Annotated in this window: 14 protein-coding genes; 7 read left to right on the top strand and 7 right to left on the bottom strand. The window is 70.6% G+C overall.

The window, feature by feature from the left end; translation table 11 throughout:
• Positions 1-174: 174 nt before the first annotated feature.
• From VM306_RS34225 to VM306_RS34210, 4 genes are read right to left on the bottom strand one after another with little or no spacing between them, the layout of a single operon-like run.
• Positions 175-396 carry a hypothetical protein gene (locus VM306_RS34225; RefSeq protein ID WP_325522324.1) on the bottom strand — a complete coding sequence of 74 codons (222 nt, stop codon included), beginning with the start codon at positions 394-396 and terminating at the stop codon, positions 175-177.
• Positions 393-1547 carry a S8 family peptidase gene (locus VM306_RS34220; RefSeq protein WP_325522322.1) on the bottom strand — a complete coding sequence of 385 codons (1155 nt, stop codon included), beginning with the start codon at positions 1545-1547 and terminating at the stop codon, positions 393-395. Before VM306_RS34220 ends, VM306_RS34225 begins: the two co-directional genes overlap by 4 nt.
• A gap of 60 nt (positions 1548-1607) precedes the next feature.
• Positions 1608-2780: a cation:proton antiporter gene (locus tag VM306_RS34215; RefSeq protein WP_325522320.1), complete on the bottom strand. Its 1173-nt coding sequence runs from the start codon at positions 2778-2780 to the stop codon at positions 1608-1610.
• 5 nt (positions 2781-2785) lie between these two features.
• A complete protein-coding gene (locus VM306_RS34210; RefSeq protein WP_325522318.1) occupies positions 2786-3259 on the bottom strand; it encodes a cation:proton antiporter regulatory subunit in 474 nt (157 codons plus the stop codon).
• An 18-nt stretch (positions 3260-3277) separates the two neighbouring features.
• Between VM306_RS34210 and VM306_RS34205 the strand changes: the two genes are divergently transcribed.
• The 5 genes from VM306_RS34205 to aroH all read left to right on the top strand — a co-directional run bounded on the left by VM306_RS34205 (position 3278) and on the right by aroH (position 6844).
• Positions 3278-4378: a DUF1015 family protein gene (locus VM306_RS34205; RefSeq protein ID WP_325522316.1), complete on the top strand. Its 1101-nt coding sequence runs from the start codon at positions 3278-3280 to the stop codon at positions 4376-4378.
• Positions 4379-4495: 117 nt separating this feature from the next.
• Positions 4496-5386: a hypothetical protein gene (locus VM306_RS34200; RefSeq protein ID WP_325522314.1), complete on the top strand. Its 891-nt coding sequence runs from the start codon at positions 4496-4498 to the stop codon at positions 5384-5386.
• Entirely contained in the window at positions 5386-6126 is a 741-nt protein-coding gene (locus VM306_RS34195; protein WP_325522312.1) for an ATP-binding protein, read from the top strand. Before VM306_RS34200 ends, VM306_RS34195 begins: the two co-directional genes overlap by 1 nt.
• Positions 6127-6136: 10 nt before the next feature.
• Positions 6137-6460 (top strand): STAS domain-containing protein, encoded by a 324-nt coding sequence (locus VM306_RS34190; RefSeq protein WP_325522310.1) that lies wholly within the window; start codon positions 6137-6139, stop codon positions 6458-6460.
• Between the two features lie 21 nt (positions 6461-6481).
• Positions 6482-6844 carry a chorismate mutase gene (aroH, locus tag VM306_RS34185; RefSeq protein WP_325522308.1) on the top strand — a complete coding sequence of 121 codons (363 nt, stop codon included), beginning with the start codon at positions 6482-6484 and terminating at the stop codon, positions 6842-6844.
• 14 nt (positions 6845-6858) lie between these two features.
• Here the strand turns inward: aroH and VM306_RS34180 are convergent, their stop codons facing one another.
• Complete coding sequence (locus VM306_RS34180; protein WP_325522306.1) at positions 6859-7299, bottom strand: pyridoxamine 5'-phosphate oxidase family protein; 441 nt, start codon at positions 7297-7299, stop codon at positions 6859-6861.
• A gap of 229 nt (positions 7300-7528) precedes the next feature.
• Between VM306_RS34180 and VM306_RS34175 the strand changes: the two genes are divergently transcribed.
• Positions 7529-7963 (top strand): toll/interleukin-1 receptor domain-containing protein, encoded by a 435-nt coding sequence (locus VM306_RS34175; protein WP_325522304.1) that lies wholly within the window; start codon positions 7529-7531, stop codon positions 7961-7963.
• Here the strand turns inward: VM306_RS34175 and VM306_RS34170 are convergent, their stop codons facing one another.
• Positions 7964-8428 (bottom strand): toll/interleukin-1 receptor domain-containing protein, encoded by a 465-nt coding sequence (locus tag VM306_RS34170; RefSeq protein WP_325522302.1) that lies wholly within the window; start codon positions 8426-8428, stop codon positions 7964-7966.
• Between the two features lie 53 nt (positions 8429-8481).
• Between VM306_RS34170 and VM306_RS34165 the strand changes: the two genes are divergently transcribed.
• Positions 8482-10041 carry an Hsp70 family protein gene (locus VM306_RS34165; RefSeq protein WP_325522300.1) on the top strand — a complete coding sequence of 520 codons (1560 nt, stop codon included), beginning with the start codon at positions 8482-8484 and terminating at the stop codon, positions 10039-10041.
• A 4-nt stretch (positions 10042-10045) separates the two neighbouring features.
• On the opposite strand, the gene VM306_RS34160 is transcribed toward VM306_RS34165, so the two are convergent.
• The coding region (locus VM306_RS34160; RefSeq protein WP_325522298.1) for a tetratricopeptide repeat protein at positions 10046-11695 on the bottom strand (1650 nt) is incomplete at its 5' end.

The following is an 11695-nucleotide window of genomic DNA, read 5'->3' as shown; positions in this document are numbered from 1 at the left end:
GGGAGCCTCGGCCGCCGGCGCGGGAGTCTCCTCCACGACGGTCTTCTCGACTGCCTGCACCTCGGTGAGCGTGTCCGACACGATCAGGTTTCCTCTCTGCGCAACGACGTGACCCCGAGCACATTCTAGAACACGTGTTCGATCAGACGTGAATGGGGTCGACGCAGAGCCTAGTCAGTACGGCGGGAGCTGTACGCGCCACTGCCGTTCGACGTCGAGCACGCCGGGGACCGCCTGGAGGTTCGGGATCGCTCTCACCTCCGCCGTTCCGGTGATGACGCCCAGGGCCTCCAGGACGGTGTCGATCACCAGGCCGGCCTCCCTCAGGTCGTCCAGGACCTTCGGGAGGCTGCCTTCCGTCACGGAGACCATCACCTGGTCCACCGATGCTGTCATGGCGCCTGGACTAGCCCGCCGCCGATGTCGGTGGACGGCAGCGGGAGCCGCAGGGCTGTCGAGGACAGGCGTGCCCACAGTTCGTGGCCCCTGGCGCCCGTCTTCTCGGCGATCAGGGCTGCCACGCCGGACACGTGCGGGGTCGCCATCGACGTGCCGCGCAGGCGGCGGTACTTGTCGGGCAGCTTGAACGACGAGTAGACGTCCACGCCGGGGGCGGCCAGGTCGATCTGGCCGATCTTGTCCACCGTGCCGGAGGAGAAGGAGGCGATCGCCCTGTTCACGTCGATGGCCGCCACCGCGATGATGCTGGGGCAGCGGGCCGGGTGGCCCACCGGCGCGACTCGTGCCGGGCGGGTGGAGGCGTTGCCCGCCGCCGCGATGATCAGCGTGCCCTTCGCCAGCGCTCGCTGGGCGACGGTCTCGTAGACCTGCGAGTACGGGGTTCCCGCCGGGACGTCGGCGCCCAGCGACATCGAGATGACCGCGCAGCCGTTGGCCACGGCCCAGTCGATGCCCGCCAGGATGCCGCCGTCCGAGCCCGAGCCCGCGTTCGACAGGACCTTGCCCGCGAAGATCTCCGCCTCGTGGGCCAGGCCGTAGCCGGGCAGCGTCGACGGCTTGCGCGGGCCGCAGGACGTGCCGATGCAGTGCGTGCCGTGGCCGTGGCCGTCACGGGCGTCCTCACCGGTGATGAACGACTTCGTGGTGATCGTGCGGCCCGCGAAGTCCGGGTGGTCCTGCTCCCAGCCGGTGTCCAGCACGGCGACCTTGACGCCCTTGCCGGTGGCCGTGCTGACGTCCGCGCCGACCGCCTGCAAGCCCCAGGTCAGCACCGACTCGTCGGCGGCCGGTTCCACCTCTTCCGCCGCCGGTGCCGCGAACACGTGCACGACGCGTTCCGGTTCGACGACCAGCACCGGGCCCGGGCGCTCGGCGGCGCCGTTCAGCTCGGCCAGCACGTTCGGGTCCGCGGTCACCACCGCGACGCCGAGCTCCGGGAAGACCTGCGTGGTCTCCGCGTCCAGGTCACCGCTGTTCGGGTCGAACCCGGCGATCGCGCCGAGCTCGGCCAGCCCCTCTTCGACGGCGTCTTCCTGCAGCAGTACCAGGAAACGGCCTGTGGTCTCCACTTCCGCGGGTTCGGTCATGACTTCGCCCCTACTCTCCGTCTGCTCTCACTAGAGAGTCGTCACGCGGAGGCGGTTGTTTCAGGCCATCTGCCTTCTGCGTTGGAAGAATTCACCGATTGGCTCAACGTACTTGGCCGCGATGGGCCCCAGGATCGCCATCAGCAGCACGTACGCGGTGGCCAGCGCCGCCAGCTTGTCGTCCACCTGACCGGACGCCACGGCCAGACCGGCGATGACGATGGAGAACTCCCCACGCGCCACAAGCGCCACACCCGCGCGCATGCGTCCCATCTTGCCGATGCCCTGCCGTCGCGCCGCCCACCACCCGGTGACGATCTTCGTGACGGTCGTGACGACCGCCAGCGCCACGGCGATCGCCAGGACGGGGGGAATCGAGCGCGGGTCGGTGTTGAGGCCGAACACGACGAAGAACATCGCGGCGAACAGGTCCCGCAACGGCTCCAGCAGCCGCGTCGCGTTCTCCGCCGTCGAGCCCGAGATCGCGATGCCGAGCAGGAACGCGCCGACCGCCGCCGACACCTGCAGCTGGGACGCGACACCGGCCACGAGCAACGCCGAGCCGAGCAGCTTCAGCAGGAACACCTCGTGGTCAGGACTGTCCACGATGGCCGAGATGAACCGGCCGTACTTCAACGCCACCACCAGCACGACGGTGATGGCGAGCAGCGAGATGCCGACCGACGTGAGGCCGCCGAGGAAGCTCACGCCCGACAGCACGGCCGTGAGCACCGGCAGGTACACAGCCATCGCCAGGTCCTCGAAGACCAGCACGGACAGCACGACCGGCGTCTCGCGGTTGCCCAGGCGGCCCAGGTCGCCGAGGACCTTCGCCACGATGCCGGACGACGAGATGTAGGTGACGCCCGCCATGGCCAGCGCGCCGACCGTGCCCCAGCCCAGCAGCAACGCCGCGATCGCGCCAGGAGCCGCGTTCAGGAGCAGGTCGAGCACGCCCGCCATCCACGAGCGCTTCAGACCGGTGGTGAGCTCGGCCGCCGAGTACTCGAGGCCGAGGAGCAAGAGGAGCAGCACCACGCCGATCTCGCTGGCGAGGTGGGTGAACTCGTCGATGCCGTGCAGCGGGACCAAGCCGCCCACGCCGAAGCAGAGGCCGCCGACGAGGTAGAGAGGGATCGGCGAGATGCCCACCCTCCTGGCGACGCGGCCGAGAAGTCCCAGACCGAAGAACACCGCGCCGAGCTGGATGATGGCGATGGTTGTCTCGTGCACTGTGCTTAACCGCCGTGGAGGATCTCGGCGGCGGCGTCGAGGCCCTCCGCGGTGCCGACGACGACCGCGAGGTCACCGTTCTCGAACAGGAACTCGGGGCCGGGCGACGGGTGGGCGTTGCCCGTGCGCACCACGGCCACGATGGACACACCGGTCCTCGTGCGCAGAGCGGTCTCGCCGAGCGTGCGGTTCGCGAACGCCGTCACCGGCAGCTGGCGGGTGGTGATGCCCTCGATGTCGCGGTGCTCCTCGCGCAGGTGGGCGACGAGCTGCGGTGCGCCGAGCAGGCCCGCGAGCGTGCTCGCCTCTTCCGGTGAGAGGGGTATCGAGGCCGAGCAGGAGTCGGGATCGCTCGCCTTGGAGACGATGAGCTCGAACTTGCCGTCCCGGTAGGTGATCACGCCGACGCGGCGTCCGGCACGGATCATGAAGTCCTGACGCGTGCCGATTCCCGGCAGGGGCGTGATCTCTACGTTCACACAGATCATGATACGGGGATGTTTCCGCCAGTACGCCCGGTGCGACGCGGGTGGGTGGTGCGCGACCGCGTGCCGGGACCCGACGTCGACGAGTTCGCCGAACCCGGCCAGGTGATCGGTGCGCTCGCGAGAGCCCCGCACGGCACGTTGCTGGCCGTTCAGCACCCCCACCGCACGCCTGACGCCCTGGCCGCGGGCACCGGGCTGCTCGACGCCCTGCCGCACGCCCGCGCCGAGCTCGCGGCGCTCATCAGGAAGGCGTACCGCGAGGTCGCGGACGTCGTCGCACCGTATCGGGTGGACGGACCGGACGGGACGGCGTGCGGGTTGCTGTGCCTGGTCGACCCGGACGCGATCTCCCACACCGAGGACGTCTACCCGGACGTGGTCGCGGAACGCGGCCAGGTGCTCGCGTCGCTGGGCATCGCGACGAGCGCGGCGATGCTGGTGCCGATCACCCCGCACGACCGGCTGACGTCGCTCGTGCTCGGGATGACCGACGAGCCGGCGGCGTCCGTTGTGGACTCCGGCGGGCGGCGGCACTGGGTGTGGCTGGTCGGGCCCGGTGGCCAGCAGGACGCGTTCCTCGAAGCGGCGGGCGCGCACCCGTTGCTCGTGGCGGACGGCAACCACCGGGTCGCCGCGGCGCGGTCCGCCGGCCTGTCCGGACTGCTGGCGCTCATCACGTCCGGGCCGGGGCTGCGGGTCGGGCCGATCCACCGCGCCATCGCCGGCACCGGCTTGGGCGCGTCCGATCTGGTGACGGCGTGGGAACGGGCCGGGCTGGCGGTGTCGTCGTCGCCGTACGTCGTCGACCCGACGCCCGGTGTCGTCGTGGTCCGGTGCCCCGGCGAGGTGCTGCGCGTCGAACTGCCCGCGGGGCGGGGGATCGACCACGCCGTGGTGGAGTCGTTGCTGTTGCACGAGGCGCTCGGACTGGACCCGGAGAGCCCGTTCGTGCGGCCGGTCGTCGACCCGTCCGTGGACGCCGAGGCGGTGTTGCTCATCGCGCCCGTGCCGTTGGAGGAGGTGCTGTCAGGTACGAAGATGCCGCGCAAGAGCACGTATTTCACACCAAAACCGCGCAGCGGGCTGCTGCTGGCCGATCTGACGTCGTAGTGCCCTGCCCGGCGGGTTCGTTCGGCCCTGGTCGACAACCGTTCGCGTGGCGAGACTCGGTGCATGCACCACGACGCTCCACCCTCGCTGCCGCCGCCTCAAGCCAAAGTGGGACTCGTGCACATCGGGCACCTCAGGGCGATGGCAGCGGCGTTGCGCGCGGTCGACTACCGCTATGGCGGAGGGTCGTGCCGCACTCAGGTGCAAGCTCTGTTGTCTTGGTGCGACAAGGCTTTCGCGCACTCGGCCAACGCCGCGATCCGTCGTGAGTTCCGCTGCGCCATCGCGGAACTGCACGCGCTCGCGGGGTGGACAGCCTTCGACGCCGGACTCGGCGGGTCCGCGCACCGTCACTTCCTCCTCGCCTTGGACTTCGCCCAGGACGAAGACCTCGTGGCGAACATCCGCTACCGGATGGGGCGGGTCCACCTGCACCACGGTGGACCCGCTGAGGCGCTCGGCATGTTCCGGTTCGCCGGTCTCGTGGCGAACACCCACCACACGAACGCGATCCTCGCCGCGAACCGGGCGTGGTGCCATGCCGAGATGGGCCAACGGGTGCCCGCGCTGGCGATGCTGGGGCGGGCGCACGACGAGTTCGCACGCTCGGACGTGGACGCCGCGGCACCGTGGGCGGCGTTCTTCGACGTGCACGACCTGGCGGGCATCACCGGTGCCGTCTACACCTCTCTCGCACGCACCGTCGACGCGAGCTTCGCGCGGCCGGCGATCACGTCGTTGCTCCAGGCCGTCACGGGGTATCGCGACGACATGGCGCGCAGCCGTTCGTTCGCGCTCATCGGGTTGTCGCTCAACCACCTGATGGAGGGCGATGCGGACGAAGCGGCGGCAGTCGCCGCGTTGGCCGTCACGCAATCCGGCGACATCGTGTCCGCCCGTACGCGCAAGAAACTCGAACCGTTGCACGCCGAGGCGGGCAGACGTTCTGCCACACAACTCCGAGAGCTGATCACACCGTTGCTCGCAGCTCCGTTCCTTGCGGCGTGATGAACGCGCGGACCCGGTGGTTCCCGGCTGTCCCGGGGTCGTTGCCCGAGATCCGGGCCTTCGCGCGCGATCTCGCCGGTGAGTCGGGCCTGGACGGCGACGACGCGCGGGACGTGCTGCTCGTGGTGGCCGAGGCGGCGGACAACGCGGTGCGGCGCGCGGGGGCGTCCGTCGTCGGGGTGACGTGGGAGCCGCGCGATCACGCGGTGTTGCTGACCATCGAGGACGACGGCGTGTTCGACCACGCCGCCGCCACCCGTCCGCTGGGCCTGCCGCTGCTGTTCGGCATCGCCGACGAGCTGCAGGTGCGTCCCGGCAGACCGACCTGGCCGGGAACGGTCGTGCGAGCGCTCGTGCGGGTCTGGTCGCGCGCGGGCGTCCCGGACCTGCCCGCGCCACCGGGACGCCCGCGCGTGCTGGTCGTGAACCCCGACCGGGTCTCCGGCCAGGCGCTGGCCGCGTTCCTGCAGGCAGATGGCTACGAGGCGACGCTCGTGACGACGATCGACCGCGCGGTCAGGGCCTTGGAGAGCCGTCCGGCCCTGGCGGTCGTGGACCTGACGGCGTCTCATGGCGGGGGAACGGGGTTCGCGGCGGTGGCGCGGACTTCCGGTGTACCGGTTGTAGCCGTTTCGGCGATCGAGCCGGCCGCTGGACTTGCCGATGTTCACTTACCGAAACCGGCGCATCCGCTGAGCGTGCTCACGGCGGTGCGCGACCTGCTGCACCCCCACCCGTGAGGCACCCGACATGGAATTCGAACCGGAAGTGCTGGAGGTGCGTCGTCGGGGCGCGTCCCTGGCCCTCGTGGGCGAGGTCGACATGAACACCAGCGACCTGCTGAGGACGGAGCTGGCCCTGGCCTGCGCCGTCGGAGAGGGCGACGTGGTGATCGACCTCACCGACCTGACGTTCATCGGGTCGAGCGGCCTGCACGTGCTGATCGAGACGGCGGCGTCGCTGCGGGAGCGCCGGCTCGTGCTGCTCGGCGACGGGTGGGCGGCCTACGTGGTGAACCTGCTCGGCCTCACCGTGCGGTACCCCAACATCGTCGTCGGCGGCGACGTCCACTGAGGACCCGCTAGGGTCGGTCGCATGGCGGTGCGAGCGATCAGGGGAGCCACGCAGATCGACGCGGACTCGCGGGACCTGCTGCTGGAGGCCACGGCCGAGCTGGTGCGGGAGGTCATGTCCCGCAACGACCTGACGACGGACGACCTGATCAGCGTCGTCCTCACCGCCACACCGGACCTGGTGTCCGAGTTCCCCGCCTACGCCGCACGCCTGGCGGGGCTCTCGGACGTGCCGCTGCTGTCCGCGACCGAGATCGCGGTCCCCGGCTCCCTGCCCCGCGTGATCCGCCTGCTGGCGCACGTCGAGACGGAGCTGCCGCGTTCGTCGGTCAAGCACGTCTACCTGCGCGGCGCGGCGGCGCTCAGGACCGATCTCAACCACTGAGCGCCGCACGGACCTCAGCGGGGGAACTCCTTGCCGGGCAGCCACCCGTTGGGGATGTCCGTGACGCGCCACCGAGGCACGGAGATCTTCACCGCGCGGATCGGCGTGGCGAGGAACGGCGCCACCTCGGGCACCTTGGCCGCGAGCTGCCGCCGCACGGCGTCGTCCTCGGCCCCGTCGACGACCACGGCCGTGCCCTGGGCCTGCAGGAACGGCTCCATCGGCGACCCGGCCGACACGACCAGCGCCACCTCGGGGTTCTCCCTGATCGCCTTGAGCGTCCGGCCGCGCTCCTCCAGCACGAGCACGAGCGTGTGCGGCCCGTCCTCGGCGAAGTAGACACCGCTCACCCACGAGCCGTCCGGTCCCGCGGTGGCGAGGAACATCGACTTGTGCGCGGCCAGCGTGCTGTGCAGCAACGCCTCGACGGCGTCGTCCTGTTCGATGGTGGTCACTGAGAGCCTTCCGTGCGTCCGGTGATGCGCACACCTGATCGGCTCACTGGCACGTCAGCTGTTGCGGATTCCACCGATCGATACCGCGACGCCGTGGGCGAGGAGGCACGGCAGTACCCCGAACGGCTGTCAGATCATGGCCAGTTCGTTGTCATCGCCGCTGTGGCGGACAGCCCGAGTCCTACTGTGCCGTGTGGCAGAGCAGGGTGAGTCCGGAGCAGAGGACGACGTGACAGCAGACTTCTTCGTGTCGTTCGCCAAGCACGACATCGACTGGGCGCGCTGGATCGCGGGTGTGCTGGAACTGGAGGGCCACGCCGTCGTCTTCCAGGAGCAGGACATGCTGCCGGGGCACAACGTCGTGAGGCAGATGCAGCTGGGTGCGGCGGCGACGCGCACCATCGCGGTCCTGAGCCCGACCTACGCGGACCGGCCCTACCCGCTGTCGGAGTGGGCCGCCGCGTACGTGCGGGACCCCGTCGGGGTGGAGCGCACGCTGATCCCGGTGCGGGTCAGGGAGTGCCGGCCGCCGGGGCTGCTCGCGGCGATCGTCTACGTCGACCTGGTCGGGACCGACAGGGACGAGGCGAAACGGCGACTGCTCAAGGGGATCGACATGGAACGGCCGAAGACCACAGAGGAACCACCTTTCCCCGGAGGGTGATCAGCGCGGGAACAACCGCGGCCGGTCCTCACGCGACCGGGTGCCGTCGATCCCGTCGAGCAGCCTCGCTGCCGCGAGCCGCTTGTCCAGCCCGACGAGGTCGATGCACCGGAGGTCTCTCAGCAGACCTTCCGGCCGGCACTCGGCGACGCGGACGGGGACCAGCGTGCGGCGGACGCCCGCGGGATCGGACTCCCACGCGGAGTGCCACTCGGAGGCGAGGGCCTCGTCCGCCAGGTAGGCGGGGGACAGCAGGACCAGGGTTCGCCGGGACGACCGCACTACCTCGTCGAGCCGGTGGACCCAGTTGTGCCCAGGAGCTCGGTCGCGCACTTCGACCCGGACGTGGTGGCCCGCCCGCTCCAGGTGGAACGCCACCCACTCCGCCCAGTCCCGATCAGATTCGGAACCGGACACGAAGAAATCCCAGAGCATGTATTCCACCCAGTCGCCGAAAAGTTCCACCGCGCGCACCCCGGGTGGCAGAATAGTCGGCCTTCACGAGACTTGGGGTGTAGATGACTGTCTACGGCATCGACCTCGGAACGACATATTCCTGCATCGCGCGAATCGACGAGGCGGGAAAGCCTCACGTTATCAGGAACGCCACCGGTGACGAGTCGACGCCGTCCGTGGTGTTCTTCGAAACCGCTTACAACGTGGTGGTCGGCAAGGACGCGAAGAACGCCGCGCTGAGCGATCCGGAACTCGTCGTCTCGCTCATCAAGCGGGACATGGGCAAGCCGGGCGTGTCGCTCGACTTCCACGGCGCCGAGTACACGCCCGAAAGCATTTCCGCGCTCATCCTGAAGGAGCTCGCGAAGTCGGCCGACGGCGCCGGTGAGGCGGTCCAGGACGTCGTCATCACCGTGCCCGCGTACTTCGGCGTGGCCGAGCGGGAGGCGACCAGGGCCGCGGGCGAGATCGCCGGGCTCACCGTCGTCAACGTGGTGCCGGAGCCCGTCGCGGCGGCGTTGTACTACGGCGTGCTCAACAGCGGCGCCAACCGGACCGTGCTGGTCTACGACCTCGGTGGCGGCACCTTCGACACGACCGTGATCGAGCTGGCCGGCGACGACGTGACCGTGGTCTGCACGGACGGCGACCACGAGCTGGGCGGCGCGGACTGGGACGACAAGCTGGCCGGGTTGCTCTGCGAGCGGTTCATGGCCGAGCACCCCGGCTCCCGCGCGACCGAGAGCGAGGGCTTCCTGCAGGACGTCGGACTGGTGGCGGAGGACCTGAAGAAGGTGCTGAGCACCAGGCAGAGCAGACGGCAGCTCGTCCAGTTCGAGGGTCGCAAGGCCATGATCGAGGTCAGCAGGCTCGACTTCGAGCAGGCCACGGCCGAGCTGCTGGAACGCACCATGGACATCACCGAGCGCACCCTGGCGCTGGCCGCGCGGCGCGGCGTCACGCGGTTCGACGAGGTTCTCCTGGTCGGGGGCTCGACGAGGATGTGCGCGGTCGCGGAGGCGTTGCGCTCCCGCTTCGGGTTCTCGCCGAAGATGCACGAGCCGGATCTCGCCGTGGCGAAGGGCGCGGCCCTGTTCGCGCTGGCCGAGTCGCTGAAGCTGGCCGGGACCGACGCCCAGCGGCTCGGCGTCTGCAGCGCCGCGGTGGAGGCTGCGGCCGCGCGCAAGGTCACGATCGTGACGCCGCGGGCGTTCGGGGTGGCCGTCGTGGACCCCGATCACCCGGACGACCACGACCGCTTCCTGGTGGCGCACCTGCTGGAGGCCAACACCCCGCTGCCCGCGCAGGAGACCGAGCAGTTCCGCACGTCGGGGCACGACCAGCGGGCCATCCACATCCAGATCTGGGAGCAGGCCGGCGCGATCGCCTCCGACCAGCCCGAGCACAACAAGCGCATCGGCGAGGCCCTCATCGACAGGCTTCCGCCGTTGCCGAAGAACTCGCCTGTGAACGTCACCTTCCGGATGGACGAGAACGGGATGCTGCACGTCACCGCCCAGGACCTGCGCACGAACAAGACGGCGGTGACCGAGATCAAGATCGGCGACCTCACCAGGCAGCAGATGGCGGCCGCCAAGGACGCCGTCGCGCGCCTGTCCTGACGCCTCAGACCGACGGCGTCACGACCGCGGGCACATTCGACACCCCGGACGGCAGTGGTGCCAGCTCACGCACCACGTCGTCGATCGACGGTCCGACACGGGCCACGAGCCGGTCGCCGGAGGAGATCTCGCCGTCGGACGCACGGCGGCGGCGCAGCCACAACAGCTCCGTGAACTCGGCGTCCGCCGCGGGGACGAGGGACGGGTCGCCGCTCAGCAACGCCTGAGCGGCGGCGAACGTGCCGGGTGACCGCAGCTCCTCGGCCAGCACCGCGGCCTCGGCCAGCTGGCGGCGGTCGCCCGCGGTGACCCCCCACGTCCACCGGACGTGCATGGCCATCAGGTGGTCTTTTTGCCGTTCGCTGACCGCGAGCGCCGCGGCGAACTCGCTCAGCGCCTCCTGCTCCTTCCCCTGGTGCGCGGTGACCAGCGCGAGGTGCAGCCGGCAGTCCGCCAGCAGGGAGTGCGCACCGGTGTCAATCGCCATCCGGCGGGCGTCGTGGTAGTGGTTCCACGCGGAGTCGAGGTCGTCCTCGACGCGGGCGCCGTCGCCCGCCAGCAGCAGACCGACCACCGCGGACGCGGACGGCGGCACGTCCTCGGCAATCCTGCCTGCGCCGCGCATCACCGCGGACGCGGACGGGCGGTTACTGGCCGACAGCACCCAGCTCAGGGACACGAGCGTGGTCAGCACGTCTGGGTAGCGGCCGCGATCGCCGAAGATCTCCTCCGCCGTCGCCAGCGCCTGCACGGCCGCCGTGGTCTCCCCCAGGTGGGCCAGGCACCTGCCGGTCTGGCGGAGCAGCTCGGCGTGCAGCTCCGGCACGCCGACGTCGGCGACGACCTCCGCGCACTCGTCGTAGAGCTCCATGGCCCCGTCCGCGTCACCCTGCTCGAACAGCAGGTCCGCCTTGCGGATGAGCCCCTCGGACACCAACCGGGGATCGTCCTCGGCGACCGCGACCGCCTCGTCGTACCAGTCCGCGGCTTCGTGCGGGTCGTGGCGGGACCGGGCGATGAGCCCCAGGGCCAGCATGCACACGGCTCCGCCGCGGCGGCTGTTGAGCGCCAGCGCGCGGTCGATGCCGCGCCGGAACAACGCCTCGGCACCCGCGATGTCCTCGAGCCGCAGGCGGACCAGCGCCAGCTGGATCACGAACCCCATCGCGAGCAGGTCGGCACTGACGGCGAGACCGCTCTCGAGCACCGCCGCGGCCTCCTCCAGCTGTCCCGCGCCCGCGAGCACCCCGCCGAGCACCAGCTGAGCGGTACCGGCGAGCAACGGGTCCATCGTGACCGACCGCCGCAACGACCCCCGTGCGGCGGCGAGGTCCCCCTGAGCCGCCCAGATGCGGCCGAGCTGCTGGTAGGCGACGGCCTGGCCACGACGGTCGTCGAGGCTCTCCGCCAGCTCGATGAAGTACTCGTAGGTCTCGCGCGCCTCGCTCAGCTTGCCCAGTTGCAGCAGCGCCTCGCCCTGCAGCTGGACGCAGACCGAGTGCAGCCCGACGTCCTTGACCGCCTCCGCGTGCTCGCTCGCCTCGGCGAGGTGGTCCTCCGCCTGGTCGAACATCTTCCGCACCACGCAGACCGCCCCGAGCTGCAGCAACGCCGCTGCGACCACGCGCCGCACGTCGACTCCGGCGGCGGCGAC

The organism is Lentzea sp. (assembly GCF_035525475.1).
GTDB lineage: Bacteria > Actinomycetota > Actinomycetes > Mycobacteriales > Pseudonocardiaceae > Lentzea.
This window is presented reverse-complemented; position numbering and strand designations above follow the sequence as displayed.